Origin of the sequence: Streptomyces rishiriensis, from assembly GCF_030815485.1 — a bacterium.
In the GTDB taxonomy this organism is placed as follows: domain Bacteria; phylum Actinomycetota; class Actinomycetes; order Streptomycetales; family Streptomycetaceae; genus Streptomyces; species Streptomyces rishiriensis_A.
In genome coordinates this window covers 160961-186750 of the sequence record NZ_JAUSWV010000002.1, presented here as the reverse complement: position 1 = coordinate 186750, position 25790 = coordinate 160961, and the positions used below count along the sequence as shown (strand labels likewise).

The window sequence follows — 25790 nt, the reverse complement described above, 5'->3', positions numbered from 1 at the left end:
CGGTCAACTACTCGCGGGACGCATCCGGCGCCGCCACAACGGTCGCGCTCGCTCGCGTACCGGGCCGGGGACCAGGTAGCCGACCAGGCTTTCCAAATGACCCGTCAGGTTCTTGTGTCGCCGCAGCTCGCGGATCCGCTCGGTGGGAAGGTCGGGCCAGCCCACGGCGAGTCCAGCAGCCTGTGGGGGAGTGAAGGTCAGCGCATCGAGGGTGTCGGACGCCAGCGCCTCGGGGATCCAGTCGGTGCCCGTGTCGTCCTGGCCCAGACGCTCGATCACCCACATCCGGCGCATGAACTCCTGCTGAGCTACCCGCGCAAAGTGTCCCTCGGCGTGGTCGAGCATGCGCCGGTTCGCGAGCAGCGCCAGCTTCGCCCACTGGCCTGACATCGCCACAGGCCAGCATCGGCAACCGTGTCGACGGTCATGCAATTCCCCACCTCAGGTGGGTTCGGCGTCGGCTAATTTCCCATCCGCGCGGTCATGTCTCCCCACGGGGACGGCGGTCGCGAACGGCGCTAGGCACTGGCGGCTGCCGCCTTGGGAGCGGCGGCCAGTCGCAGGCCGACTTCCACGAGGGCCCAGCCGAGACGGGTACGGAGGTCCCGGGGGCGCCGGGGGCGCCGGGGGCGCCGGGGGAGCCGGGCCGCTGCGGCGAGACGGTACGCGTCGGCTTCGGCACGGAGTTCGGCAGCGCGGACATGGTGCAGGGCGAGGTGGTTCTCGGGGTGCATCAGGCTGCGGCCTTTCATTCCGTGGTGAGGGGGAAGGCGTGTGTGTGGATGCGTACCTGGGCGGTGTTGGCGTCGTCCTCGTCGGCGGCGCGGTCGCGGTAGGTGTCGACGAGTGCGTGCATCTTCTCGACGAGCTCCTGCGTCAGTTCGGGCGTCAGCCGCAGTGTCGCGCTGCTCATGTCCCAGGTGCGGTTCCATTCCTCCGGCCATGCCTGGCGGTTGCCAAGCCAGGTCGACAGGTCCCGGGTCTGGGTCGTGGCGATCTCGTGGAGGTACATGTCGGCGGCTCCGCGCACGTCCGGGCTGGCATCCGTGAGCAGCGCGTCGTCGAAGCGCAGGCCCTTGTGGACCGCCTTCCACCACCGCTCCCGGCCCTTGCCGCGCTCGGGGGCGTCCTCAATGAAGCCGTGAATGGCGAGCTGCCTCAGGTGGTAGCTGGTCGCACCGCTTGACTCGCCCAGCTTTTCGGCGAGTTGAGACGCGGTGGCCGGGCCACCAAAGCGCAGGGCGTCCAGCAGTTGCATGCGCAGTGGGTGTGCGAGCCCCCGCAGGGATCGGGCATCGAGATTGCGGACGTGTGAGTCCTGAGGCTCGTTCATGTCCACAAAGATAGCGATGCAAAGCAATGCTTGCAATCAAATCTTTGCATCGAATGCTTTGGAGTGACTGCGTAGCACCGGGCGGCGTCACAGGCACCAGACTTTCAGCAGATGAGGCGATTTGCCAGGTATGTGCTCTCTATTCTGAGCCAGCCGCACAAGTGCGCGGCCGGTGAGGTGACCTGAAACCAAGTCACCTACCTGACGGCCTGACCAACCGTGGAAGGTAATCGACCAGCGAACAGGGCGCTATGCGCCCTATATGGAGACCCGGCGCGCTGGGCCTGGCGGGGTTGCGATCCTGATGGCTGCACACCTGCGGTGACGGCCTCGCCGGCGCCCTCCCCGGCGCCGACCGGCGCCGAGGCCGTCACACAGTTCCCCATGCCGACCGGGACCAGCACGCCCACACCGCCCCCGGCGCCCACCGGCACCGCCGCCTCGGAACCTACGGAACCGTCCCTCGAGGCCCCTTCGCCCTCTGGGCCGGCCTCGGTGACCGAGCCGACGGACGTTCCCATGCCGCCGGCGGGTCAACTGAAGTCAACGGCTGAGGAGATCGCCGAGGCCAGGGCCGCGGAAGCCTACTGGACACCCGAGCGCATCGCCGCCGCCGTACCGGTGGAGTCGGGCAAGGAAGAGGGTGGCGACAGCAACGGCCGCGAAGGGGGCACCGGGGGCGCTCCGTCGCTGGGCAAGACGCTGCGAGCGTCCTCCGCGTTCGACAATAGAGGCGTGGCAACCACCGGTGTCTTCCTCGCCGCCGCGACCGTTGGAGGTGCCGGGCCAGTAGTAGTTCGCCGGATCCGGGAGTAGATAGTGGACGCCGTCGGGGGCTAGATGGGACCGTGTTGCTCTGGGTGCAGGCGATCGGGGAGGTCATCGAGGAGGTAGGCGAGCGTTTCGGCGCCCTGGAGCAGCGCCTTGACCTCGGCTTTTTCGTCGGAGTCGTGCCAGTGGTCCTCGGGCAGCCCGGTGCCGTAGAACAACACGCAGGCGTCGAGGGTCTCGGCAAGGAGGGCGGCGGGGGCTCCACCGCCGTTGCGGATGCGCAGCGCCGGGCGTTGCAGCGTCCGGCTCATCGCGTTCTCGAGCGCCGCAAGCGCCGGGTGGCCGGGCGGGGTGACGTAGGGGTCCTGGTTGGTGGGGGAGGTGCTCAGCTCGTATTCGAAGCCGTCGCTGATCTGCTCGGCGACCCACTGCCGTAGCTGCCCCATGACCTCGTCGGCGCTCTGGTCGGGCACCAGGCGCAGGGTGATGTCGGCGGAGGCGACCGCCGGGATCACGCCGCGGGCCGGATCGTCGGGGTCCCCGCCGAGCAGGGTCACGACTTCCGCCGCGGGCCGGGTCCACACGCGCTCCAGCACGCTGTAGCCGACCTCCCCCTGCACGCTGCGGCTGCGCGTGCGCTCCAGCCATGCATCGGTGTCGAAGGGTATCTGTACGATGCCACGGCGTTCTTCGTCGGACGGTTTCGCGACGGTGTCGTAGAAGCCGGGCAGGGCGATGCGGCCCTGGTCGTCGTGGAGCCGGCCGGCGAGGCGGCAGATCTCGGTCAGCGGGTTGGGCGCGGCGCCGGCGACGACGCCGCTGTGGATGTCCCTGCGCGGCCCGCGCACTTCCAGGTGGGCGTTGACCGATCCGCGGACACCCGTGCAGACCGCGGCTTCCTCGAGCGACCACAGCATCGTGTCCGACACGATGACAACATCGGCCGCCAACTGGTCGGCGTGGCTGCGCACGAGCTCGGACAGGTGCGGGGAGCCGACCTCTTCCTCCCCCTCGATCAGGTACTTGAGCGTGACAGCCGGGGAACTGCGGCCGGTGGCCTCCAGGTGGGCGCGAAGGGCCCAGATGTGAGCCAGGACCTGTCCCTTGGCGTCCGAGGCGCCGCGCCCGTACATCCGTCCCTGACGCAGGGCCGGCGCGAAGGGGGCCACCTCCTGCCATTCCTGGTCCTTGACGGCGCGGGACGTCGTGGTGGCTGTAGACCAGGACCGTCGGCGCGCCGGGATCCTCGGCCGGCCAGTGGGCGAACACCGCCTGCACACCGTCGGTGTCCCATTCCTCCACCTGGGGGAAGCCGGTCTCGCGCAGGTGGGCCTGCAGCCAGCGCGCCGACCGGGTCACGTCCCGCTCGCGGGCCGGGTCGGCGGACACGGACGGGATGCGAACCCAGGCCGCCAGGTCGTCCAACAGGGTGTCGACGGCGTCGTGCAGGTAGTCGCGGACGGCGTTCCCGGGTTCCTTCACGATGTTGCCTCTTCCTCTATAAGCGGCGTGTTCGGGCGCGTGCCGACCGAAGGGGGAGGGGACAGCGTTCGCAGGCGGTCCCGCACCGCGTCGCGGAGGTTCTCCAGGCCCTCGCCGGTGCTGGCGGACACGGCGACGGCACCCGGATGCTCGCGTCGCAGCCCGGTCGTCTGGTCGGGGTCCGCGAGGTCTGTCTTGTTCAGCACCAGCAGTTCGGGGACGCCGTCGGCGCCGATGTCGCGCAGCACCGCACGGACGGTGGCGATGTGCTCGGCCGCTTCCGGAGACGAGGCGTCGACGACATGGAGGGCCAGATCCGCCTGGACGACCTCCTCGAGCGTCGACCGGAAAGCGTCGACCAGCTGGTGGGGGAGGTGACGGACGAAGCCGACGGTGTCGGTGAGCGTGTAGGTCACTCCGTCAGGGGCGCCGACCTGCCGCACGAGCGGGTCGAGGGTGGCGAACAGGACGTCGGCCACGTCGGCGTCCGCGCCGGCCAGGCGGTTGAGCAACGCAGACTTGCCGGCGTTGGTGTAGCCGGTGATCGCCACGGACGGCACTCGGTTGCGCACCCGCCGCTGCCGTGTCACCTCCCGGCGGCGTGCGGTACGGCGCACCTGCTCACGCAGGGCGCGCATCCGCCTGCGCAGATGACGCCGCTGTATCTCCAGCCGCATCTCGCCGCGTCCGCGTACGCCGATGCCCGCGCCGCCGGCCACCCGGCCGCCGCCGATGCGCGACATCGCGCGGCCCTGACCGCGCAGCCTCGGCAGTTCGTAGGCGAGCCGGGCCAGTTCCACCTGCGCCTTGCCCTCGGAGCTGCGGGCGTGCTCACCGAAGATGTCCAGGATGAGCCGGGTGCGGTCCACCACCCGCACCCCGATAATCTCCTCCAGACCGCGCACCTGCGCGGGAGTGAGCTCGCCCTCAGCGATCACGAGGTCCGCTTGCCGGGCGTCGACGAGCTCCGCGAGTTCGCGCACCTTTCCCGAACCGAGATACGTCGCCGGGTCGGGATGGTCACGGACCTGCACCAGCCGGTCCAAGACGGCGATCCCGTCGGTCGCGGCCAGGCGTTCCAGCTCCTCCAGCAGGTCCGTCTCCGCCGGACCGGATCCGTCCCGCTCCGCAAGGCCCAGCAGAACCGCACGCCACTGCCGCGGCTCCTGCCCACGGCCCGCCCCTGCGGCACGCTCGCCGATCAACCAGGTACCTGGCATCGTCATCTCCCTCTCTCGCCGACGTCCCGACCTGCGCCGGCGCATCCACACTCCTGGAACCGCAGTCCCTCCTCGCACGGGACGTGCCGCCGCACACCCGAAGGCGGGGGATCCGCCGGGTACCCATCAACACCGTGCCTACCGGGCGGGCCGGCCACGTGTGTGCGTGCGCGATCGCCGAGGATGGCCAGTCGCCGGGACGAAACGGGGCAGTGTAGTCAGCGGCCTGCCGCGCGGTCGGCTTCCAAATGGCGACGTCGAAGCCCAGGGACACCCGGCCTCCGGGTATCAGGGCGAACTCCTGCCCGTCCAGCGGCGACGGCCCGACCGAGGAATTTGACGAGCGAGCTCCCTGTTGCGCACGTCGCGGGGAGAGGCCAGTCGTGCACGGCTAGGGTCCGTATGTGGCACACACCTTCGAAGAACTCGTGGAGCAGCAACGCGCCGCCGACCAGGCGCACGCGACCGTACAAGCCCTACGCACCAAAGGCGACCCGCCCGCTTACGAGGCCGCATGGCAGGCATGGCGCGACCTCGCCCAAGACGTGCAGGACGCAGTCACCGTGCACGCGAGAGAGCAGGGTGCGATGCGGGCCGGCGTGGAGCTTGCAGTGAAGAAGGCGGTCCGCCACGGGGAGTAGCGAGCGCGCAGCTCGCCCCTTGGTTGCCGATCAGTACACGGCCGCCCACGCTGTCGGCATCTCGCAGCGCACTGTCGAGCGCTACATCAAGGACCAGATCCGCCGGTCCCGCGCCGACCTCGCCCAGCGCCTGGAAGACGCCGTGCGCGCCCGCTGGCAGCCCCGCGTCCGCGAACTCGCCCGCCGCCAGGCCGCGACCACCACCGGCCTGGTCATCACATCCGGGCGCGGTTCGGCTATACCGCCGCGCCCGGCACCGCCTCCGACGCTCGCATCCGGCACCTCACCCGGGCCCTGCCTCCGCCGTACGCGGCCCGCTTCTTCAGCGCGCACGACGCTGGCGTCAGCGAGCAGCAGCTGCGCGTGATGTGGGGAACGAGATCGGGCGAAGCGGCCTGGTGGCCGCCAGTGCGGCACGTGCCGCAAGTGCTGGTTCGGCAGCCTTCCTGTCGCCAGTAACCGGCGTTGGCCGACCCGCTTGACTGATCGAAGGGAGGCTGTGAAGCGTTCCCGGCCGACAGCGCCGGGCACGTTCGCGTGGTGGGCGGGCGCGGGCGTCAGCGGGCCTGCTTGGGAGTCCCTTCGGGAGACTGCGGTCGGGAGGCGGAGGTGCCGGTCCAGCTGGCGAGGAGGGCCAGGGCTTCGGCGGAGGGGGAGGCGGGTTCGGGGGTGTAGATGGTAAGGGTCTGTTCGGGGTCGCCTTCGACGGCCAGGACCAGGTAGTCGAGGGTGAGGTCGCCGACGAGCGGATGGTGGAGGCGTTTGGTTCCGGTGGTGTGGGCGACGACGTTGTGGTCGGCCCACAGACGGCGGAAGGTGTCGCTGTGCAGGGACAGCTCACCGATGAGCTCGGTGAGCTGTGGGTCGTCTGGCTGGCGTCCGGCGTACAAGCGCAGCGCGGCCAGGCAGTCGCCGGCGACCCGGTCCCAGTCGGCGTACAAGGTGCGGGCGGCCTCGTCGAGGAAGACGAAGCGGGCGAAGTTGCGCTCGCGGCGGGGTCGGGCCTCGAAGTCTGTGTAGAGGGCGTGCGCCAGCCGGTTTGCGGCCAGCACGTCCGTGCGTCGCCCCTGGACCACCGCGGGGACACTGAGAGAGTCCAAGGTCCGGTAGAGGACGGGGTGGACCCTTTGGGGGGCGAGCGGGCGCTTTCGGCGGGCCCGTGTGGTGGCGGTGGGCTGGGCGAGGTCGAGGAGGTGGGCGCGTTCGGTGTCGTCCAGCTGCAGGGCGCGGGCGACAGCCTCCAGGACGCCTTCGGAGACGCCCTGGGTGCGGCCCCGCTCGAGGCGGACGTAGTAGTCGACGCTGACTCCGGCGAGCTGGGCGACTTCCTCGCGGCGCAGCCCAGGGACGCGGCGCGCGCCGCCGTGCGGGGCGAGGCCGGCCTGGTCGGGGGTGATCCGGGCCCGGCGGGTGCGCAGGAACTCACGGATCTCGCTGCTGCGGTCCATGGGTCCACGGTACGGCCGTACCTGGCAGGTCCGCGGGCTGTAGGGGGTACTGGCAGACCCCCGGAAGAGCGGTGCCCTCTACGACGGCCCACTGGGCGTTCCTGGGTGGTTGCCTGGATTGCGGGCCTGGTGCACGGCACTGATCGTTCGCGAAGTACGGAGAAGCTCGTCATTGCCGCCGCCTGCCCTTACGCCGTACGTCTGGAGAAGAGGACACCCCCCATGCCTTCGCAACTGACCGGCACCGTCGCTCTCGTCACCGGGGCGAGCAGCGGTATCGGCGCCGCCACCGCCAGCCGGCTCGCCGAGCAGGGCGCCTCGGTGGCGCTCGTGGCCCGCCGCAAGGACCGCCTGGAGGCCCTTGCCGCTGAGATCGAGCAGGCGGGCGGCACCGCGCTGGTGGTGGCAGCGGACATCACCGACCGCCTCCAGGCCGAGGATGCCGTACAGCGAGTCATCGAGCGGTACGGACGGCTGGACACCCTGGTCAACAATGCCGGTCTGATGCTCCTGGGCCCCGTAGTCGGCGCGGACGTCGAGCAGTGGGACCGCATGATCGCCGTCAACGTCCAGGGCCTGCTCTACACCACCCGCGCCGCCCTGCCACACCTGTTGAAGGCTGCCGAACAGGACCCGCGCCAGGTCGCCGACATCGTCAACATCGGCTCCTACGCCGGCCGCGTGGCGAGCAAGGGCTTCGGCGTCTACAACGTCACCAAGTTCGGCGTGCACGCCTTCACCGAGTCCCTGCGCCAAGAAGTCACCCAGCGCCACGTGCGCGTCGGTGTCCTTGAGCCGGGCGCCGTGGAGAGCGAGCTGGGCACGCACAACAAGCCCGAAGTCCGCGGTGAACTGATCGACCCCTTCTTCGAGGGGACCGAGGTCCTGGCTGCTGAGGACATCGCCGACGGTGTCGCCTACATGGTCACCCGTCCCCGCCACGCCTCCGTCGGCGAACTGTGGATCATGCCCACCGAACAGGCCTGAACATCCCCGCCCTGGTAAACACCAGGCACCACCCCCACACCAGGTGCCGCACGCGGTGCTGAAAGGAATCCCCCATGAGCAAGGTCATTCTCGTCACCGGCGCCGGACGCGGTCTGGGCACGGACATCGCCCGCCAGGCCCTCGCCGCAGGCCACCAGGTCGTCGCCACCGGCCGCCGCCCCGAGGAAGTCGAGAAGACCCTGGGCGGACCGCAGGACAACCTGCTCGCCACCAAGCTGGATGTCACCAGCCTGGACGACGCGCACGCGGCTGCACAGGCCGCCGTCGACCGCTTCGGCCGCATCGACATCCTGATCAACAACGCCGGGAACTTCTACGCCGGCTTCTTCGAGGAGATCTCTCCGGAGCACATGCACCGGCAGATCGCGACCAACCTCTACGGGCCCATGAACGTCACCCGCGCCGTCCTGCCCGTCATGCGCCGCCAGCGCGACGGCCACATCATCACCCTCTCCTCGATCGCCGGCCTGGTCGGCGCGGAATTCAACGCCGCCTACGCCGCCTCCAAGTTCGGCGTCGAGGGGTGGATGGAATCCCTGCACCACGACATCGCCCCGTACAACATCCGCACCACGATCGTGGAACCCGGCTTCTTCCGCACCGAGCTGCTCGTGGACGCCTCCACCACCTGGCCCGAGCCGACCATCGACGACTACGCCGAGCGCACCACTGCCACGGTCGAAGCCTGGAAGAGCATCAACGGACAGCAGCCCGGCGACCCCGCCAAGCTCGCCCACGCCCTGCTGACCATCGCCGGCCAGGACCAGCCGCCACAGCGCTTCCTCGCCGGCGCCGACGCCATCGAAGGCGCCACCGCCAAGGCCAAGGAACTCCTCGCCCAGGCCGAAGCCTCCCGCGAACTGGGCGACAACCTCGGCCACGACGACGCAGCTTGAGCGGCAGCCCATGCACCGGACAGGCCGCCCAACCTGTCCGGTGCACCGGCCTCCACGGGCAGCCGCCTCGCGGCGAGAGGCCCCGGACCGATGATTGCGCAACCGGCCCCGTCGCCGACTGCGCAGGACGGGGCAGTGGGCTAGGGGCCGCCGGCGCAGTCGGTCCTCCTGCGCAGTCCGACCGGCGGTGGCGGCGCTGGCGTGCAGCGCGCGGTTGCCCCCGGAAGACTCGCCTTCCGGGGGCATCCGCGCGCTGGGGGTCAGTCGAAGTTGTAGATGGTGACGGTCACGGATCCGCCTTCGGCGCTGATGGTGTATGGGCCGGGGCCCGTGTAGGGCACGCAGCCGTCGGCGAGGATGTCGTCGTCGTTGATGCCGGTGTCGTCCTCTCCCACGAAGGCGCACACCTCGGTGACGGGGTGGGGGACGTACCGGTGTTCGGCGCCGCCGAACAGCGGGTAGCGGGGCAGGGTGGGGGTGTTGATGTCCCGGTCCGGGTGCTCCCACAGGGCGGTCTGCTGGCCCCAGGGCGCCCTCACGACGACTTCACCGTAGGGCTCGGGCAGGTCGTTGTCGTCGCTCTCCCGGGGGTTGGAGAACTCGATCGAGTACGTGATGGGCCCGATAGCCGCCTGGGCCTGAGCCTGGGCCGTGCCGACGCTCGCTCCGCCGACCAGCATCAGGGCTGCCGAGGCAAGAACCACCAGCCGGCCCGTACATGTGGGACGCATCCCAATCCCCTCTCACTCTTGGTAGTCCGATGACTACGATGAGTACGCTATGGGGTGGGTGGAGTCGCTTCGCCAGGCCTACTGGGTAAACCCCCCGGAGGAATGGGCCCGCAGCCCACCGCAGTGGTCGTTTGCGCGGGCGTGCACCCGAGTGCCTGCCCGCGGCCGCCCTGTACGACCCGCACCCCGGCGAACCCCGCACGCCCCGCCCGGATATCGGCTTCGCCCTCGAAGGTCGCCGACCCGGACATGGCGTCGCCCAAGCGGGCGTCGCGCCGAGACGACATCCCGGGGCCGCCTGGGTAGAGGCGCTCGGACGTCCAGGGGTTCAGGGTGGCAGGTGAGGAGGGCGTCGATGCCGGGCGTCGGGGGAGAGGCGGGGTCAGGCGGCGGTTTGTGGTGTGAGGGCCTGCTCGAGGGTGGGGTAGAGGGTGATGACGTCGTCGAGTCCGACGATGTGCAGCAGTTCCGCCAGAGGCTTCGGGGTGTGGGCCAGGCGCAGCCAGCCGTTGCCGGCGCGGGCGGCGTTGTTCGCGGCGACGAGGACGTTGATGCCGCTGGAGTCCATGAAGGTGACGGCGCGGAAGTCGATGACGGTATGTGGGGCGAAGCCGCCTTGTGCGGTGAGCGCCTGGCGGAAGAGATCGGTGGTGGTGTGGTCGATCTCCCCGGCCAGTACGACCACGTGGACGCCGTCAGCGGTCATGTGGTGGGAGACGGTCAGTTGGGCCTGGCTCATACCGTCTCCTGCCCGGAAGGGATGTGGGTCCTCGCTGCTGTGATGCCCGTCTTCGCCCACGCAAGCGCACGCTGCCGTTACGTGTCAACCGCGCTCTGCGGGGCGGACTGAAGCCCCAAGTATGGGGAAGGCGGCAGGTGGCCGTGCGATGCTGCGTAGGCTACGTGAAATTCGTGTGACGATCGCAAGAGACGGGGCGGGCGCGTGGAGCAGGCCGTGGGCGACGAGGGGCAGGCGGCACAGCGCACCGATCCGCTGTCGGCATCGGCCGCCTACGACGGCAGCTCTTCCTGTATCGGGGACGCGCGGCGCCTGGCCACGGGTTTCCTCACCGAGGTGCAGGCCGTGCACGGGTTGCCGGTGTCGGAGCGGGCGCTGGGCATGACGCAACTGGTGGTCAGCGAGCTGGTGACGAACGCGGTGAAGTACGCCCCGGGACCGGTCATGCTCGATCTGCAGCTCAGTGAGGGCATGGTGCGGGTATCGGTGTGGGACAGCGATCCGGTCCTCCCGGACGTGGCTGACACCGACCCGGAGCGGGTGGGGCGGCATGGTCTGGAGATCACCCTTGCTGTCAGTCAGGCCTACGAAGTGCGGCGTGAGCCGGTCGGTAAGCGCGTCACCGCGGTGATCGCGCTGGCCGACGATCCGGACGGGGACATCGCCGGCCGCACGGCCCCGTAGCTGGATGAGACTGGCCCGCATGATCAGAGCGATCCGGGGAAGGCGCAGCGCATGCTGCCGCCCCCTTCGCTCGCCGAACGAGTCCGGCATGCTCTTACCGAAGCGGGCTTCCACCTGAGCACGGGCACGGATGCCGGTATGCCGGGCCTCGAGGTCATCGAGACGCCCGAGGGAGTGCTGATCAGATGGACGGCCTCCGACGAGTTCCAGAATCTGACGCACGCGCAGCTCGGCGGGGGTCCGAACGACGGCGTGCGGGCGATGGTGCAGGCGGCGGTATCGGGACTTCTCGAGCAGCAAGGCCACGTGATCACAGCGGCCGAGGGCGATGACCTGCTCGTGCTGCCGACAGCCGTAGGACCCTCCAGGCAACGCTGACGACAGCCGGCGCAGCGGTGACGCCAGGCTAGGGAGACCCGTGTAACCCGGCTGGTGGCCGCAGCAGCGGTCGGCCGCGCCCCCGACAGTTCCGGCTCGGCGTCCTCGGCCGTGCCTCGTGATTTCCTCGGGTTCAAGCGCGGTCGGCCGTTGTGAGGTGGGGGTGTGGTGTGGCTGGGGTCCGGCGGTTGGAGGTGCAGATTCCGCTGCTTCGCCGGGCCCCAGCTATGGGGTCGGGTGCCCGGGAAGGTGGTGGTTACACGGTTTGTCGGGAGGGATGTCGTGCGGCGGGACATGGTTGTGGGCCCCCGGGTGTCCCCGGGGGCCCACAGGGCTGCTGCTGGCGGCTGGTTACCAGCGATACCAGCGGCCCTTGCGGCCTCCGGTGTCCGCGCTGCGCATGACGAAGCCCAGCAGCCAGACGGCCAGCACGATGACGGCGATCCACCACAGTGCCTTGAGCGCGAAGCCCGCGCCGAAGAGGATCAGGGCCAGCAGAAGAACGAGAAGCAGGGGAACCATAGTTATCAACCTCCGTCGCTCCTTGTGCCCGGGGAATCGGAGAACACGCGATCGATTTACCTAGTTTTTCTGCTACCTCTGCGGGGACTCGAGGTGGTTTCACGCCAGCGCAGGCCGAGAAGCGTCCTGCGCCTGATGGCCGTCTCCGAGCAATCCGACGTCATCCCGCGACAACTCGGCTGCTAATAAGCGGTGTTCAGACAGAGGAATCGCTGCTGACCGTCACCGCGATCGAGGAAGGACGGCGCCAGGCCGGTGGTGTGAGTTCCAGGCCCGCGCGGTCGCTGCGATGAGATCCGGAACACTGTGTTCCGCCTGCCCGAGACGACGCAATCATCGACCTCCTCACGTCCGTCCATGACGTTCATTGTGAGAGTCGCGGAATGCGATCGACTACCGCCGGACCGCGGCCGGGGCCGCTTCGGCGGCGGGGGCGTCGCGCAGGCCGAGCCGCAGGTGCTCGACGTGGAAGAGGGCCTGCTCCAAGAGCTCGGCGACGTGGTTGTCGTAGAGGGCGTAGACGATGGAGCGGCCCCGGCGTTCTCCGATGACCAGTCCGAGGTTGCGCAGCAGGCGGAGCTGGTGGGAGCAGGCGGAGGCTTCCATGTCCACGGCTTCGGCGAGGTCGCCGACCGCACACGGGCCCTCCTGGAGGCGGGCCAGGATGTACAGCCTCGAAGGGGTCGCGAGGGCCTGGAGGGTGGCGGCGACGTCGGTCGCTCCCGCCGCGTCCAGGCGCTCGCGGGGGGTGGCGTGGTGCTTGTCGTCGGCTCCGTGACCCATGGCGCCCATCCTACCGGTCACATATGAAGACCTGTTCAGATGTTCCTGTACGGTGGGTGTGTAGCCGTCTTCCGCCCTGAAGGGTTGTTTTGTCATGCCTTCCGACCTGCTCCAGCGGCCCGAACGGGCAGCGCGGGCCGCCTCGGGTACGGCCCCGAAGCGCCGTACCCGGGTGTTCGCCCTGGCCGAGGCTCGCTGGGCCGCCGCGGCGCTGGTGCTGTTCCTGATCGCGCTGCCGCTCCAGCTGGCCGGCGCGCCCGACTGGTCGTGGGGCCCGCTGTACGCCGCCGCCTACGTCACCGGCGGGTGGGAACCGGCCTGGGCCGGGCTGACGGCGCTGCGGGACAAGACCCTGGACGTGGACCTGCTGATGATCGTGGCCGCCATCGGCGCGGTTTCGATCGGGCAGGTGATGGACGGCGCGCTGCTGATCGTCATCTTCGCCGCCTCCGGCGCACTCGAGGCCCTGGCCACCGCCCGTACCCAGGACGCGGTGCGCGGTCTGCTCGACCTCGCACCCACCACGGCCACCCGGCTGGCCGACGACGGGAGCGAGTCAACGGTCCCGACCGAGGAACTGGTGGTCGGGGACACCATGCTGGTCCGTCCCGGCGAGCGGGTCGGCGCGGACGGCCGCGTCCTGGACGGGACGAGCGAGGTAGACCAGGCCACCATCACCGGCGAGCCGCTGCCGGTCGCAAAGGAGACCGGGGACGAGGTCTTCGCCGGCACGCTCAACGGCAGCGGCGCGCTGCGGGTCAAGGTCGAGCGGGACGCCTCGGACTCGGTGATCGCCCAGATCGTGGCCATGGTCGAGGAGGCATCCGAGACCAAGGCGCCCACCCAGCTGTTCATCGAGAAGATCGAGCAGCGCTACAGCCTGGGCATGGTCTTCGCGACCCTGGCGGTTTTTCTGATTCCTCTCGTGTTCGGCGCGGACCTGACCGGTTCGCTACTGCGGGCGATGACCTTCATGATCGTGGCCTCGCCGTGCGCGGTGGTCCTGGCGACGATGCCGCCGCTGCTCTCCGCGGTCGCGAATGCCGGACGCCACGGCGTCCTGGTGAAGTCCGCCGTGGTCATGGAGCGTCTCGGGCAGGTCGACGCGGTCGCCCTGGACAAGACGGGCACCCTGACCGAGGGCACTCCCCGCGTCACCGACATCCGCCTGCTGTCCGGCTCCGGGCTGGCCGAGGACGCCCTGCTGGCGCTGGCGGCCGCCGCCGAGCACCCCAGCGAACACCCCCTGGCCCGCGCCGTTGTCGACGCCGCCCGCACCCGCGGCCTGGCCATCGCCGGCATGCGGGACTTCACCTCCACACCCGGCGTCGGTGTCACCGCCACTGTCGATGGCCACGCGGTTGCGGTCGGCGCACCTGCCCGCCTCCTCGACGGCCACGACGACCCCGGCTCAGCCCGCGCCGCCGAGGTGGCGGCCGGCCTGGAGGACGGCGGCCGTACGGCCGTCGTGGTCCTGCGCGACGGCTCCCCGGTCGGAGTGCTGGGCATCGCCGACCGGCTGCGTCCCGACGCCGCCGCGACCGTCGCCGCCTTCACCAGGCTCACCGGCAGCACCCCGATGCTGGTGACGGGCGACAACCCGCGCGCCGCCGCCCGCCTGGCCGCCGAGGCCGGCATCACCGGCGACGAAGTCCACGCCGGACTCCTGCCCCAGGACAAGGTCGAAGCCGTACGGCGCCTTCAGGCCCGAGGACGCAAGGTCCTGGTCCTCGGCGACGGCGTCAACGACGCCCCCGCCCTGGCCGCCGCCCACACCGGCATCGCCATGGGCCGCGTCGGCTCCGACCTCGCCCTGGAGAGCGCCGACGCCGTCATCGTCCGCGACGACCTCGCCACCGTCCCCACGGTCATCGCCCTCTCGCGGGCAGCCCGCCGCTTGGTGGTGCAGAACCTGCTCATCGCCGCAGTGTTCATCTCCGGCCTGGTCGTCTGGGACCTGCTGGGCCATCTGCCGCTGCCGCTCGGTGTCCTCGGCCACGAGGGCTCGACCGTCATCGTCGGCCTCAACGGGCTGCGTCTGCTGCGCGACGCCGCCTGGAACCGCGCCGCGCAGGACATGCGGTGAGCCGCCGCACAAGCAGGCTTTTCCACGCCGGGGCGGCCAGGTCCACTGTCTGCCGCGGCAGCCCGGCCAAGGTCCCGCGAATTCCGGAATAGAACAGCGGGATAAAACGACCTCTACGCTTGCTGTTCATGGTTCGCCGCCGAACGAGGGTCGAACTTGTTCGGTGTGTAGCAGTTCACCAGCTATGTATGGGGCCGCAGGTCGAGCCTGTGCTGAGCGACAGCGCAGTGCCTGCTGATTCGACCACACAACAGGGTGGTGACTGGCATGGCGGATACGGGTACGTACCCGTGCCCTTGGCGAGATGGAAAGGAGCACGACGATGTCCGATGCAACGTCCGTATCCCCGAGGAAGCCAAGGACCAGCTGGCCGCCATAGCTGCCGCCGAGGGTTTGTCGCTGCGCGCGTATCTCGCCCGTTTTGCTGAGTAGGTGAGCCGGTCCGCGTACTGGACCTCACGCCCTGAACGCAGCAGCACCCACCCCGCAGCCCCGCCATAGCAGGGGGCTGCGGGTGTCACCAGGGCGTGGCTGCCGCTGACCCGGTACGTCGGCGGGCTTGCACGCCCACATCACCGATCAAGTCCAGGAGCTACTACGCGGCCTGGCGTGGTAAAAGGATGTTCACACAGCTCAAGCACGACCCCGTCGGCCTTGCCCACTTCGAAGAAGGGCGCAAGCCCGAGCCCCCCGGATCCGTGATCGACACCCGGAGCGTAAAGACCTCCGTCAACGTGGCCCCTGACCCGGCGTGCGGGAGCCGCTCACCGCTCAGCCGCCACCTGGGTAATACAGGTACAGGACTACCGAGTTGATCGGTGTGAAGTCCCTCCAGATCCCTTCCTGCGGCCACAGGACGTCCTCGCAGTCGCCTGTCCCGTTGTACCCGGTGCACACCATGGCATTAGCGTTCCAGCCGTACTGGTTGTTGTAGAGCCAGTGCTTGTTGTACTGGCCGCTCAGGTTATGTGCGCCGTAGCTGTACCAGATGTGTGTGGGTTTCGACGAGGACGAGAGGAAAACACCCTCGCCATACAGGCAGACAGCTCCGTCGGGACAGTTGTACCGGGTCGCCTCGGCCTTTGCCTGAGCGGGACCGACCGCCATCACAACCGCAGTTGCGGCTCCTAATGCCATCACCAGGGCTCGGCGAATACTTTCCCTCATGGATCCCCCTCCATTGCCAGCCATTCATGCATCGCACATTGATGACCGTAGGCACGTTCCGTGGCCCACGAGCACCAATCCGCGCACGATGCCTCCCCAGTTCGTGCACGGTGAACAATGCGGCAGTAGAGTGCCCGTGCATGACGGGGGTGCATCGGCATGACGAACCGTAACGATCTTCACTTAGCAGGAACCGAGGCGTTCGAGGCTGTTGCCTCAGCCTTGTTCGCTCCTTTGCGGGTTATCGGTCCCGGCCCGCAGGAGTTCCAGGCCGTGGTCGACCACACCGCCATCGGACCCGTGGTCGTCGCCCGCATCCAGGCCACTGCCGGAACGGTGATGCGAGACAACCGCAGCATCACCTCCAGCGACGTCGAGTGGATGCACTTCACTCTGCACCACCACGGTCCGCTTACGGCGACCCAGGACGACCGGACCGTTACGGTGAGACCCGGTGAACTGTTCGCTTGTGACAACACCCGGCCCTACCGGCTCATCGGTGCCGACCCCAGCGACATGACCGTGTTGTGCGTTCCCCGGGCAAGCCTCGGCAGGCACGCGAACTCCATCAGCCGGCGCACTGCGCTGCCCATATCCCCCCAGGGCGGGATCGGCTCACTCCTCGGCCACGCACTGTTCGCAGTCAACGAGGATCTCCCGCGCCAGGGTGTAGCGCGTACGTATCTGGCCGACGCGCTCACCGCCCTGCTCCTCGCTGCTTTCTCCGACACCACCCCTGAGCGGGTCTCCGTCGCCAGCGAGCTTGTTGACCGTATCCGCAGCTACGCGCTGGCCCACCTTGGCGACCCCCAACTCGGTGCGGAGACAGTCGCCCGCCAACACCGCATCTCCGTCCGGCACCTGCACGCACTGTTCAAAGGCAGCGATCTGACCTTCGCCGCCTGGGTTCGGCACGAACGCCTGCTACGGATCCGCAGGGATCTCCTCGCCCCCGCCTCCTCAGACGTTTCCACGGCCACTATCGCAGCACGATGGGGCGTACACGACACCAAGCACCTCGGCAGGGCCCTGAAACGCGAGTTCGGTGAAACCGTCAGCGACCTACGCCGCGGCCAGCAGGCTCGCTGACCGTGGGTCAGAAGGTAGCCGAACTCGAGGGCGCCTACACGGCCGTGGAGGAGGAGGACAAAAAGGGCAGCAGGCCGAAGACCGGGCTGCTGGTGGCGTCGATGGGCAGCTTCGAGCGAGCCTGGAAGACGGCCGTCGACAAGCTGAAGGCCCGTGAGGAAGCGGAGCACCTGGTGGCGGTGGCCGGGCTGGGGCTGTCCCAGCAGGAAACGGTCGACGCCGCCCGGGAGCTGAGCCAGGCTGATCTGCCCATGGTCGGCGACCTCATCACCGCAGAGGGCTTCGACGCGACCGGCGCGGTCGACGGCAAGGGAGCGATCAACGGACTGGTCCGGGTCGCCCTGTCCAACAACGATCAGCTCACCGCGATCAGCACGTACTCGGCTGCCACAGCCTCAATGGCGTTTCTGCGGCGCCCGCTCTGGTGGAAGCCACCGACACGTCGGTCTTCCTCATAGGCGCCAGGCTCAGGCCGAGCCGGTCGTGCCCGGGCTGGCTCCGGTGGGCCCGCCCACGACCGAAAGCAGGTCCACGACGAAGATCAGCGTCGAGCCCGCCGGGATCAAGGGAGACGGCGACTGCCTGCCGTATCCGAGACGCGGGGGAACGATGATCTCGCGTCGGCCGCCGACCTTCATTCCCCGCACACCCCGGTCCCAGCCTTTGATGGCCCTGCCACCGCCCACGGCGAACTTGAACGGCCGGTCCTCCTCCCAGGAAGAGTCGAACTCTCTACCGGACGCGAACGTGACACCCACATAGTGAACCCGGACGACCCGGCCCGGCTGTGCCTCGGCTCCATCCCCGACCACGAGGTCCCGGATCGTCAGCTCGGTGGGCGCACCACCCTCCGGGATCTCGATTCTGGGCTTCGTCAGTTCGCTCATCACGGTCCCATCGCTCGCCACCGGAATCCCTCGCACGGGCAGGCCGGACACATGGACCCTCCATGCGGCAGACGATCACGCTACCGGCAATGCCCACAGGCCACCCCCGAGTGAAGCTGACCCCACCGGAGGCGGGTCGCGGCGACGACCAGCTTGGTGTCGGCATCGGTGATGACCTGCACGTTCGCCGAGAACCGGTAGTTGCGTGAAGACGCCCCGGTCTTCCGGTCACGGACGGGACAAGGGTGCCGTCCACGATCCACAGCCGTTCTACCGTGTCTGCCGGCCAGGCTGCCGGCTCGATGGCCAGCAGCGGCCGCAACCGGTGAACAACTCGGCACACTGTCGCAGGCGAGCATCCGAACAGCGGGGCGAGCTGCTGCATGGTGAGGTTGGTAGTACACGGCGACCGGCAGCACACGGTCGGCCAGCGGCAGGCACCGCGGACGGCTGCCACCGGGCCCGTTCCCGCCCCGTTCACGGACCACGTTCAGCAGCCGCTCGAACTGCCGCATCCGCAGTCCCGTGAACGTCTCCACCGACAACGGATCAGCCCTCAACACCCCACGCACGCAAGGGAAATGCCCGCTTCTCAGCATTCTGCAACACGCCTTTAGACGGTGTCCTATGTGGTGATCATTCGCTGGTCTGTTCATGGGGCGGGGTACGTCGCCGCTCGCGGCGATCATCTAGCGCCTGGCGGGCTCTGCCGCCGTGCTTCGGCATATCGAAGTCGGCGGCCCACCGCCGGTTCCTGATCTCTCATGGCTGTCCCGCTACCGCAGGCTCACCCCCCGCTACGAACGCGATCCACGCGACTACCTGGCCTTTCTCGGCCTGGCTGCGGCCCTGTGCTGCTACAAGCGCCTCCTCCGGCTCACCACGTAGGACAACGTCTTAGGTGGCCTGACCTGAATCGTCGGTCAGAGCAGCCGCGGTCAAGGTGAGGTGCTGGACCAGAACCGCGGCTGCTGTGTCGGCGTCGCGGGCCAGCACCGCCTCCTCCAGCCTGCGGTGTTCCCTGGCGCCGTCCCGGTCGGGGTTGCGGTGTGCCGACCAACGGCGGGCCAGCTCACTCGCGGTCCACAACCGGTCGAAGGTCTCCAGCAGCACGCGATTGCCACACCCCTCCAGCAACGTGCGGTGGAAGGCCCTGTGAGCCTCGGCCCAAGCGCCGGTGTAGTACTCGCCCTCCTCCGGCACGTACGCCGGAGTGCGAACCAGACGATGGTGGGCGGCCCGCACACGGGCCTCCCATTCGACGTCGCCGCGCTCGATGGACATACGCAGTACGACCGGTTCGACGGTCCGGCGGGCTTCCGCGATCTCCTGCCAGCGGCGGTCGGAGAAGGACGGGACTGCGAAACCGCGATTGGGCAGCCGGTCGGCGAGCCCCTCGCCGACCACCCGCACGAGCGCCTCGCGCACCACGGCCAGGCTCACGCCCTGCTCCTTGGCAAGATCCTGCGGCTTGAGGGGGGCGCCAGGGGAGTGGTCCCCGCGCATGATCGCGTCCCGCAGGTGTGCGTAGACCTGCTCGGAGAGCATCTGCTTCCCCGGCGGGGTCGGGGAGTGCGCCGTCTGACTCATGGGCCCATCCTAGACGGTTGATAGACGATCCCTCGAATAATCGATTATTCGTGTTACCGTCGATTTAGTAGCCGATCAGGGCGTCCTCGTCCGGAAAGGAATGACCGCTGTGCCTGCCAACGACCCTTTCGCCCGCCTCCCCCAGGCGGCCTCGTTCACCGTCACCAGCACCACCGTCACCAACGGCGCCGCCTGGCCGCCCGAGCAGCACTCCTCCTGCCTGCCCGGCGGGAAGGACACATCCCCGCAGCTGTCCTGGAGCGGCGCCCCGGAGGGCACCAAGAGCTACGCCGTCACCGTCTACGACCCCGACGCCCCCACCGGCTCCGGGTTCTGGCACTGGGCGGTCGCCGACATCCCCGCCACCGTCACCGAGCTCCCCGAGGGCGCCGGCGACGACACCGGCTCACAGCTGCCCGAGGGTGCCTACCAGTTGCCCAACGATGCCCGCGTGGCCCGCTACACCGGCGCCGCCCCGCCGGCCGGACACGGGCCGCACCGCTACGTCGTCGTGGTGCACGCCCTCGACATCCCCGTCACAGGCGTCCCGGCCGACGCCACACCGGCCGTCCTCGGCTTCACCATGGCCGGTCACATCCTCGGCCGCGCGGTGTTGATCGCCACCGCCGAAACACCCGCCTGACAGCACCGCCCGACACCCGGAGGCACCACCGCCATGCACCTCGACACCCTTCCCGACGACGCCCGCACCGGCGGCGGTCCGATGGACCTCAACGCCGTCCGTGACGTCAGCCGTGCCGTCAGCGCCGCTCACCTGTTCATCTACCTTGCCCCCGAGACCGCCGAGGAGGCGGCCGAGCTCGGCGTGACCGACCGCGGGCCGGCGTATCTGGCCTTCCGGTCGGCCGCGATGGGCGCGGTTCCGTGGCAGGTCACGCTCGCGGCCTTTTACAACTTCAGCCCGCGGGCAGTGCGGGCCATGGCGGGCGTATGGGACGCTGCGCCGCCCGAGCGGTGGCAGGCCGCCCGCTTCGTGGCCGCCGGACGGGCGATGCGACGCGTCAACGTACAACTCACGGACGACCACCTTGCCGAGGCGCGCTCGCTGATCGACCCGGTCGTCGCCGGTGCCGACTACGCCGGCAAGGTGCTGGCCGCCGCGAACGCCTCGGTCGCGCTTCCTCCCGATCCTCTCGTCGCACTGTGGCAGCAGATCACGGTGGCTCGCGAGTGGCGCGGCGACGCCCATCTCGTCGTACTCGCAGACAACGGCCTCGGGCCGTGCGACTGCCTCGTTCTGCACACTGCGACCGGCCGCCTCCCGACAGCTCTCGCGCGAGCGACCCGTCAGTGGGACGACGAGGAGTGGAGCGCGGCGACGGCACGCCTCGTCGCGCGCGGCTGGCTCGACTCCCATGGCGTTGTCACCGACGCCGGCAGTGCGGCACGCGAGCGCATCGAAGTGGAAACAGACGAGTACTGCGCCGCGCTGTGGGCGCCGATCGGCAATGCAGGTGCCCGCCGCTTCGCCTCGCTCATCGCGCCGATCACCAACGCATTCACCGCAGCGGGGACGTTTCAGGCTGTTCGTGGTCGGTCTGGTCTCGCATAAATGGTCCTTTGCGCGAGCAAGATCTATTGCCGGCCGCCAGACCCCCGTCGAACCCGGACTCGTTTTCGCCCGGACAGGACCTAGTCTGAACTTGGTCACGCAGGTTTGAACCGGGGATGTCAGCTCCGGATTCGGTGTATCTCCCGTTCCGCAAAAGCGCGGAAGCTGCGCGGCGGGCGGCCAGTGAGGCGTTGCACAGTGTCGGTGGTGCGGTCCTCGGCGCCTTCGGCGATGGCGTGGTCCATGCCGGCGAGCATCGCGGCGAACTCGGCGGGCATGTCGGCCGCCAGGCGGTCGCGCATCTGCTCGTAGGTCAGCCGACGGTGGGTGATGGTCCGGCCGGTGACCTGGGTGAGGACGGCGGCGATGTCGCCGTAGCTCAGCGCTTGGGGCCCAGTGATGATCAGGTCGGTCTTCGGAGCCTGCGCCTCGGTCAGCGCATGCACGGCGACGGCGGCGATGTCGTCGGCGTCGACGAACCCGACGCGGCCTTCGCCGGCTGCCGTTCGGATGGTCCCGTCCGCTCGAATGGTCCGGGCGTGCGCATGGTCACCGGTGAAGTTCTGCATGAACCACGAGGGCCGCAGGACCGCCCACTGGGTGAACAGGCCGGGCAGGGCCTGGTGAACCTGTCCCACGGCAGGGCCCCCGGCGGGGATCGCCGACGAGCTGAGCAGGACAGCGCGGTGGACTCCTGCGGCGCGGGCCTGCTGGAGGAAGGGCAGCATGACGGCTGCCGGGTCCGGAGAGCCGAGCGGCGGAATGAGATAGACCCGGTCCGCGCCTTCGAGTGCGCCCTCGAAGGACGCGGGGTCGTCCCAGTCGAACCGCACGGGACAGGCCCCGCCGACGGGGGTGGCGCGTCGGCTGGCGGCCTTGACGCGCCGGCCTACGGCGGCCAGTTGGGCGGCGACGCGGCTGCCGGTGGTGCCGGTGGCCCCGATGACCAGGGCGAACTCCTGGGATTTGTTCATCAGTTGTTCCCGGCGAAGTGGGTGGCGGGGTTCTGGACGGCGAGCGGGTTCCAGTAGTCGCGGTAGTGGGCGATGAGGCCGCTCCTGACGGTGACCACGGCGATGTAGGACATGTCGAAGGGGCTGTCAGTGTCCACCAGACGGCCCACACCGCGCATTTCGACCACGATGGTCTCGGGGGCGATGGTCTGATGGATCTCCACGTAGGGGAAGTCGTGAAGGTCTATGTGGTCGGGGTAGTCGCGCATGTACTCGGCGACCGCCGCCTTGCCCTCCAGCCGCTTTGGCCAGCCTTCCGGCGCGAAGGGAAACTCTAAGATCCCGTTCTCGTCCCACAGGTCGACCCAGGCGGATATGTCCTTGTCCAGCAGCATCTGCAGGCCGTGGCGGTACAGGTCCACCGGTGCGGTGTTCGTGCTCATGGGGTGCTCCGTCCCGTACGATACGGACTCTGAGTCCGTTTCATGCGTTCGACGATACGGACTAAGGGTCCGCTTTGCAATCGGAGGAACCGCATGCCCGAACGCAAGCCACGCGCGGACGCCACTCGCAACCGGGAGGCCGTCCTCGCGGCTGCCGACACGCTCTTCGCCCGTTGCGAGAGCCCTGAGGCGGTCACCATGGCGGACATCGCGGCAGCGGCCGGCGTCGGCAAGGCAACGCTCTTCCGCGGTTTCCGTGACCGCACCGGCCTGATCCACACGCTCTACGAGATGCGGCTCGCACCGATCAGGCTCGCCGCCGAAGAGGGGCCACCACCTCTGGGGCCCGCCACCCCGCCACTGGAGCGTGTACCCGCCCTCCTCGACGCCGTGCTGTGCTTCAAGATCGACAACCGCCACCTTGCCCTGGCACTGGAGGGAACCGGCGGCGACAGCCCCTACGCGGCGGAACACTACGAGCGGTGGCACAGCACACTCCAGGCCGCACTGGAGCAGATTCCCGGGCTTGCCGACAGCGATTTCACTGCGCATGCTCTGCTTGCCGCCACCCGCGCCGACCTCGTCGAACACCTCGTCGGCCAACAGCGGATGACTCGTGAGCAGATGCGGATTCACCTGGCGGCCTTCACCGCCAGAGTCCTGGAAGCCCGTGTACCACTGGACTGAACACCCTGGACCGACGTCGGATGCCACCAGTGAAGGCGTTCACGCCATAGCGCGCTCCGGAACTGGTTCCGTTCCTGCGGCGCCTCATGACTGCTGAATTCGACGCGTGCCTGCTGAGCGACCACTCTCTATGGGGACGAGTGGGCATCTTCGTCCATCACGAGGAACAGGAACGCCGCTTCCACGCGGGCCTCGACCCGATGACTGGTGAACCAGGCCCCCACGCAGGCATGTTCGACTGACAGACAGCCAGTGTCTTCATCGAGGAGACAGGCCCTAGTACAGGGGAGGACGCAGTGGCCGTCTACGAACTCAAGAACCGGCTGGTCGTCGGTATCGCCTCCAGTGCACTGTTCGACCTAGCGGAGGCGGATGCCGTATTCCGCGATCAGGGAGAGGAGGCCTACCGTGCTTACCAGGAGGAGCACCTGAACGACACGCTGGACAAAGGAGTCGCCTTTCCCTTCATTCGCAGACTGCTTTCCCTGAACGACCTCTCACCCGATGACCCTCTGGTGGAGGTCATCATCCTGTCCCGCAATGATCCCGACACCGGACTGCGGGTCATGCGGTCCATTCAGTCCTACGGTTTGCCGATCAGCCGGGCCATCTTTATGCAGGGCCGCTCGCCCTACCGCTTCATGCCAGCCCTGACCATGTCCCTGTTCCTGTCTGCGAACGAGGACGATGTCCGCGAGGCCGTCGCACTCGGGCTACCCGCCGGCCGCGTGCTCGGCCCAGCGGTGGCAGACGAGGGCGATGACCAGGATCTGCGGATCGCCTTCGACTTCGACGGAGTCCTTGCCGACGACGCCTCAGAACAGGTCTACCAGGTTGGCGGCATCGAGCGCTTCCGCTGCCACGAGACGACGAACGCCGCCGCCCCGCACGACCCAGGCCCCCTGCGCGACTTCCTAGCAGGCGTCAACCGCCTCCAGCGACGCGAAGAAGAACAACGAGCAGAAGACGCCCACTACAAGATTCGTGTCCACGTTTCCCTCGTCACCGCCCGCGACGCACCCGCTCACGAACGACCGGTGCGCAGCCTGAAGAACTGGGGCGTAACCGTCAACGACGCCTTCTTCCTGGGCGGCATAGACAAGAGCACGGTCATGGAGGTCCTCAAGCCCCACATCTTCTTCGACGATCAGGTCGGCCACCTGACCGGCACCGCCCGCAGCACGCCCAGCGTGCACATCCCCTTCGGAAAGATAAACGAACCGGACCGTTCGGCGCCCGACGAAGCGCATTGATGAGCGATGGCGGCCTAACGAGCTCGTTAAGCGCGGATCGGGGGCACGTCGTAGCGGCTGACGGCCAGATACGTCTCCGGCGTCGCCGCTTCGAGGAGACCCTCGTCGCCTTCCGGGTCGAACTCCGGCTCCTGGGGGCTGGCCCCAGTCATAGAAGCGGTGGCCCTTGGCGCCGGTGCCCGCCGAGAGCCGCTGCCAGGCCTTCTTCGGCAGGCCGTAGGCGAGTTGGCCGGCCCGGAAGACGCCCGCGCGGGTGGCGATGGGTCGCTTGCGTGAGACGGCCAGGACGTAACCGATCTGGCGCCTCTCCAGCTCGGCGCTCAGGTGCGGATCGCCGCCGTAGACCTCGTCGCCGGTGACCCACGCCGCGGGGACGCCGGCATCAAGAGCTCGGGCGATCATCTCGGTGGCCAGTGCGGGCTTGGTCGCGAACGTCAGGTCGTCGGGGACGCCTGCCGCGCGGCACCGATCGGGGTCCTGGGTCCAGGAGCGCGGGATGTAGAGGCGGCGGTCGATGGCGGCGTGCCCGGCCGCACTCGCGTAGACGAGGTATACGGCGACCTGGGAGTTCTCGATCCGGCCCGCGGTTCCGGTGTACTGGCGCTGGATCCCGACGCTCGCGGTGCCCTTCTTCAGGTCCCCGGTCTCGTCAACAACCAGTACGGCGCCCTCGTCTCCGAGGTGCTCGACTACGAAGTCCCGTATCTCGTCGCGGACTTCGTCGGCATCCCAGCGGGCCCGGCTGAGAAAGTGCTGCATGCCGGCCGGACTGGCGTCACCGGCGTGCTCGGCGATCGTCCAGCAGTTCTTCCTCGGCAGGTCCACGAGCAGCCCCAGCACGAACACCCTCGTCCGGCGGCGCGGTTCCACCCGGGCGAACCGGCCCGCCACCTTGCCCATCAGGCCATCGAATACAGATTGCCACCGGGCAAGGTTTACGCTGTGGCCCACGGCCACCGGCTGATCTTCGATTGTCGACACAACTCACGATGATCAACGGTGGCTGCCCTCAGAGGAGACCGACCTCACTCAGCACGATCAAGGCCGGCGTCAGACCGGCTGTCCGCTGTCAGAGGGTGGCAGCACGCAGCACGATCAGGGCGACGGAGGCCATGGTGAGGACCACCGCCGGAGACGCGCCCTTGCGGTCACCGACGCGCAGGTGGAAGGCGACCGCCCCGGCGAAATAGAGCGTCAGGCCGATCGCGGCGGCGATTCCGATGGGTCCCCACCAGAGTCCGGCGATCGCACCGGCCGCGCCCGCGATCTGAGCGCCGATCAGGAACGCCATCATGCTCTGCGGCACTCCGAGGGTGGACATCTGCTCGGTGATGTGCCGGGTCCGCAGAGACTTGGCCCCAGCCGATACCAGGAGAAGCGCCGATATGAACACGGTGACGACGGCAAGAGAGACGAACATGGCTGA

At 68.9% G+C, this 25790-nt stretch carries 30 protein-coding genes and 6 pseudogenes; 17 read left to right on the top strand and 19 right to left on the bottom strand.

Features of this window, described 5'->3' with window-relative positions; translation table 11 throughout:
* Positions 1-3 precede the first annotated feature (3 nt).
* The 3 genes from QF030_RS03110 to QF030_RS03100 all read right to left on the bottom strand — a co-directional run bounded on the left by QF030_RS03110 (position 4) and on the right by QF030_RS03100 (position 1333).
* The gene (locus QF030_RS03110) at positions 4-390 is read right to left on the bottom strand and encodes a hypothetical protein (protein ID WP_307161095.1); all 387 of its coding nucleotides are present in this window, start codon (positions 388-390) and stop codon (positions 4-6) included.
* Between the two features lie 128 nt (positions 391-518).
* Entirely contained in the window at positions 519-734 is a 216-nt protein-coding gene (locus QF030_RS03105) for a hypothetical protein (RefSeq protein WP_307161094.1), read from the bottom strand.
* A 14-nt stretch (positions 735-748) separates the two neighbouring features.
* Positions 749-1333, bottom strand: a complete 585-nt coding sequence (locus tag QF030_RS03100; RefSeq protein ID WP_307161093.1) for an ArsR/SmtB family transcription factor — start codon at positions 1331-1333, stop codon at positions 749-751.
* Between the two features lie 519 nt (positions 1334-1852).
* Between QF030_RS03100 and QF030_RS03095 the strand changes: the two genes are divergently transcribed.
* Positions 1853-2149, top strand: coding sequence for a hypothetical protein (locus QF030_RS03095; RefSeq protein WP_307161091.1), 297 nt, complete (start codon positions 1853-1855; stop codon positions 2147-2149).
* A 20-nt stretch (positions 2150-2169) separates the two neighbouring features.
* Here the strand turns inward: QF030_RS03095 and QF030_RS03090 are convergent.
* Together QF030_RS03090 and hflX are read right to left on the bottom strand one after the other, a co-directional pair.
* A pseudogene (locus QF030_RS03090) lies at positions 2170-3589 on the bottom strand (M20/M25/M40 family metallo-hydrolase).
* Positions 3583-4806, bottom strand: coding sequence for a GTPase HflX (gene hflX, locus QF030_RS03085; RefSeq protein ID WP_307161089.1), 1224 nt, complete (start codon positions 4804-4806; stop codon positions 3583-3585). The pseudogene QF030_RS03090 and the gene hflX overlap by 7 nt, the downstream one beginning before the upstream one ends.
* A 404-nt stretch (positions 4807-5210) precedes the next feature.
* Between hflX and QF030_RS03080 the strand changes: the two genes are divergently transcribed.
* Both QF030_RS03080 and tpg read left to right on the top strand, forming a co-directional pair.
* Positions 5211-5447: a hypothetical protein gene (locus tag QF030_RS03080; protein ID WP_307161088.1), complete on the top strand. Its 237-nt coding sequence runs from the start codon at positions 5211-5213 to the stop codon at positions 5445-5447.
* Between the two features lie 43 nt (positions 5448-5490).
* Positions 5491-5810: pseudogene (tpg, locus tag QF030_RS03075) on the top strand (telomere-protecting terminal protein Tpg); the annotation flags it as partial.
* A 194-nt stretch (positions 5811-6004) separates the two neighbouring features.
* On the opposite strand, the gene QF030_RS03070 reads toward tpg, so the two are convergent.
* Positions 6005-6895 (bottom strand): helix-turn-helix transcriptional regulator, encoded by an 891-nt coding sequence (locus tag QF030_RS03070; RefSeq protein WP_307161087.1) that lies wholly within the window; start codon positions 6893-6895, stop codon positions 6005-6007.
* Positions 6896-7117: 222 nt separating this feature from the next.
* On the opposite strand from QF030_RS03070, the gene QF030_RS03065 reads away from it, so the two are divergent.
* Complete coding sequence (locus QF030_RS03065; RefSeq protein ID WP_307161086.1) at positions 7118-7882, top strand: SDR family NAD(P)-dependent oxidoreductase; 765 nt, start codon at positions 7118-7120, stop codon at positions 7880-7882.
* A 74-nt stretch (positions 7883-7956) separates the two neighbouring features.
* Positions 7957-8799 (top strand): SDR family oxidoreductase, encoded by an 843-nt coding sequence (locus tag QF030_RS03060; RefSeq protein WP_307161085.1) that lies wholly within the window; start codon positions 7957-7959, stop codon positions 8797-8799.
* 260 nt (positions 8800-9059) lie between these two features.
* Here the strand turns inward: QF030_RS03060 and QF030_RS03055 are convergent, their stop codons facing one another.
* Positions 9060-9530 carry a hypothetical protein gene (locus tag QF030_RS03055; protein WP_307161084.1) on the bottom strand — a complete coding sequence of 157 codons (471 nt, stop codon included), beginning with the start codon at positions 9528-9530 and terminating at the stop codon, positions 9060-9062.
* Positions 9531-9912: 382 nt separating this feature from the next.
* On the bottom strand, positions 9913-10269 hold the full coding sequence (locus tag QF030_RS03050) for an STAS domain-containing protein (protein ID WP_307161083.1): 357 nt from the start codon (positions 10267-10269) through the stop codon (positions 9913-9915).
* Positions 10270-10473: 204 nt separating this feature from the next.
* On the opposite strand from QF030_RS03050, the gene QF030_RS03045 reads away from it, so the two are divergent.
* The gene (locus QF030_RS03045; protein ID WP_307161082.1) at positions 10474-10953 is read left to right on the top strand and encodes an ATP-binding protein; all 480 of its coding nucleotides are present in this window, start codon (positions 10474-10476) and stop codon (positions 10951-10953) included.
* Positions 10954-11004: 51 nt separating this feature from the next.
* On the top strand, positions 11005-11331 hold the full coding sequence (locus QF030_RS03040; protein WP_307161081.1) for a hypothetical protein: 327 nt from the start codon (positions 11005-11007) through the stop codon (positions 11329-11331).
* 351 nt (positions 11332-11682) lie between these two features.
* Here QF030_RS03040 and QF030_RS03035 read toward each other — a convergent pair whose 3' ends face one another.
* Both QF030_RS03035 and QF030_RS03030 read right to left on the bottom strand, forming a co-directional pair.
* Complete coding sequence (locus tag QF030_RS03035; RefSeq protein WP_046260526.1) at positions 11683-11853, bottom strand: hypothetical protein; 171 nt, start codon at positions 11851-11853, stop codon at positions 11683-11685.
* A gap of 393 nt (positions 11854-12246) precedes the next feature.
* A complete protein-coding gene (locus QF030_RS03030) occupies positions 12247-12636 on the bottom strand; it encodes an ArsR/SmtB family transcription factor (protein ID WP_307161080.1) in 390 nt (129 codons plus the stop codon).
* A 94-nt stretch (positions 12637-12730) separates the two neighbouring features.
* On the opposite strand from QF030_RS03030, the gene QF030_RS03025 reads away from it, so the two are divergent.
* Together QF030_RS03025 and QF030_RS03020 are read left to right on the top strand one after the other, a co-directional pair.
* A complete protein-coding gene (locus QF030_RS03025) occupies positions 12731-14722 on the top strand; it encodes a heavy metal translocating P-type ATPase (protein ID WP_307161079.1) in 1992 nt (663 codons plus the stop codon).
* A gap of 593 nt (positions 14723-15315) precedes the next feature.
* Positions 15316-15459, top strand: a pseudogene (locus tag QF030_RS03020) (IS5/IS1182 family transposase); the annotation flags it as partial.
* Between the two features lie 34 nt (positions 15460-15493).
* Here QF030_RS03020 and QF030_RS03015 read toward each other — a convergent pair.
* Positions 15494-15889, bottom strand: a complete 396-nt coding sequence (locus tag QF030_RS03015; protein WP_307161078.1) for a hypothetical protein — start codon at positions 15887-15889, stop codon at positions 15494-15496.
* A gap of 159 nt (positions 15890-16048) precedes the next feature.
* On the opposite strand from QF030_RS03015, the gene QF030_RS03010 reads away from it, so the two are divergent.
* Both QF030_RS03010 and QF030_RS03005 read left to right on the top strand, forming a co-directional pair.
* Positions 16049-16978, top strand: a complete 930-nt coding sequence (locus tag QF030_RS03010; RefSeq protein ID WP_307161077.1) for an AraC-like ligand-binding domain-containing protein — start codon at positions 16049-16051, stop codon at positions 16976-16978.
* 2 nt (positions 16979-16980) lie between these two features.
* Positions 16981-17436: a hypothetical protein gene (locus tag QF030_RS03005; RefSeq protein WP_307161076.1), complete on the top strand. Its 456-nt coding sequence runs from the start codon at positions 16981-16983 to the stop codon at positions 17434-17436.
* A 9-nt stretch (positions 17437-17445) separates the two neighbouring features.
* Here the strand turns inward: QF030_RS03005 and QF030_RS03000 are convergent, their stop codons facing one another.
* A complete protein-coding gene (locus QF030_RS03000) occupies positions 17446-17865 on the bottom strand; it encodes an FKBP-type peptidyl-prolyl cis-trans isomerase (protein WP_307161075.1) in 420 nt (139 codons plus the stop codon).
* A gap of 131 nt (positions 17866-17996) precedes the next feature.
* Positions 17997-18437, bottom strand: a pseudogene (locus QF030_RS02995) (helix-turn-helix domain-containing protein); the annotation flags it as partial.
* Positions 18438-18624: 187 nt separating this feature from the next.
* On the opposite strand from QF030_RS02995, the pseudogene QF030_RS02990 reads away from it, so the two are divergent.
* Positions 18625-18753: pseudogene (locus QF030_RS02990) on the top strand (IS5/IS1182 family transposase); the annotation flags it as partial.
* 9 nt (positions 18754-18762) lie between these two features.
* Here QF030_RS02990 and QF030_RS02985 read toward each other — a convergent pair.
* A complete protein-coding gene (locus QF030_RS02985; RefSeq protein ID WP_307161074.1) occupies positions 18763-19455 on the bottom strand; it encodes a GntR family transcriptional regulator in 693 nt (230 codons plus the stop codon).
* A gap of 109 nt (positions 19456-19564) precedes the next feature.
* Between QF030_RS02985 and QF030_RS02980 the strand changes: the two genes are divergently transcribed.
* Positions 19565-20098 (top strand): YbhB/YbcL family Raf kinase inhibitor-like protein, encoded by a 534-nt coding sequence (locus tag QF030_RS02980; RefSeq protein ID WP_307161073.1) that lies wholly within the window; start codon positions 19565-19567, stop codon positions 20096-20098.
* Positions 20099-20131: 33 nt separating this feature from the next.
* Positions 20132-21028 carry an SCO6745 family protein gene (locus QF030_RS02975; RefSeq protein WP_307161072.1) on the top strand — a complete coding sequence of 299 codons (897 nt, stop codon included), beginning with the start codon at positions 20132-20134 and terminating at the stop codon, positions 21026-21028.
* 119 nt (positions 21029-21147) lie between these two features.
* Here the strand turns inward: QF030_RS02975 and QF030_RS02970 are convergent, their stop codons facing one another.
* Together QF030_RS02970 and QF030_RS02965 are read right to left on the bottom strand one after the other, a co-directional pair.
* Positions 21148-22002 carry an NmrA family NAD(P)-binding protein gene (locus QF030_RS02970; protein ID WP_307161071.1) on the bottom strand — a complete coding sequence of 285 codons (855 nt, stop codon included), beginning with the start codon at positions 22000-22002 and terminating at the stop codon, positions 21148-21150.
* Positions 22002-22424: a nuclear transport factor 2 family protein gene (locus QF030_RS02965; RefSeq protein WP_307161070.1), complete on the bottom strand. Its 423-nt coding sequence runs from the start codon at positions 22422-22424 to the stop codon at positions 22002-22004. Before QF030_RS02965 ends, QF030_RS02970 begins: the two co-directional genes overlap by 1 nt.
* Before the next feature lie 93 nt (positions 22425-22517).
* Between QF030_RS02965 and QF030_RS02960 the strand changes: the two genes are divergently transcribed.
* The 3 genes from QF030_RS02960 to QF030_RS02950 all read left to right on the top strand — a co-directional run bounded on the left by QF030_RS02960 (position 22518) and on the right by QF030_RS02950 (position 24364).
* Positions 22518-23111 carry a TetR/AcrR family transcriptional regulator gene (locus tag QF030_RS02960; RefSeq protein WP_307161069.1) on the top strand — a complete coding sequence of 198 codons (594 nt, stop codon included), beginning with the start codon at positions 22518-22520 and terminating at the stop codon, positions 23109-23111.
* Between the two features lie 86 nt (positions 23112-23197).
* Positions 23198-23353: a hypothetical protein gene (locus QF030_RS02955; protein ID WP_307161068.1), complete on the top strand. Its 156-nt coding sequence runs from the start codon at positions 23198-23200 to the stop codon at positions 23351-23353.
* Between the two features lie 54 nt (positions 23354-23407).
* Positions 23408-24364 carry a 5'-nucleotidase gene (locus QF030_RS02950; protein WP_307161067.1) on the top strand — a complete coding sequence of 319 codons (957 nt, stop codon included), beginning with the start codon at positions 23408-23410 and terminating at the stop codon, positions 24362-24364.
* Positions 24365-24390: 26 nt separating this feature from the next.
* On the opposite strand, the gene QF030_RS02945 is transcribed toward QF030_RS02950, so the two are convergent.
* From QF030_RS02945 to QF030_RS02935, 3 genes and pseudogenes are all read right to left on the bottom strand, one after another.
* The gene (locus QF030_RS02945; RefSeq protein ID WP_307167851.1) at positions 24391-24516 is read right to left on the bottom strand and encodes a hypothetical protein; all 126 of its coding nucleotides are present in this window, start codon (positions 24514-24516) and stop codon (positions 24391-24393) included.
* A pseudogene (locus QF030_RS02940) lies at positions 24467-25264 on the bottom strand (IS701 family transposase); the annotation flags it as partial. The pseudogene QF030_RS02940 and the gene QF030_RS02945, both read right to left, overlap by 50 nt.
* A gap of 169 nt (positions 25265-25433) precedes the next feature.
* Complete coding sequence (locus QF030_RS02935; protein WP_307161066.1) at positions 25434-25784, bottom strand: DoxX family protein; 351 nt, start codon at positions 25782-25784, stop codon at positions 25434-25436.
* Positions 25785-25790: the final 6 nt, after the last annotated feature.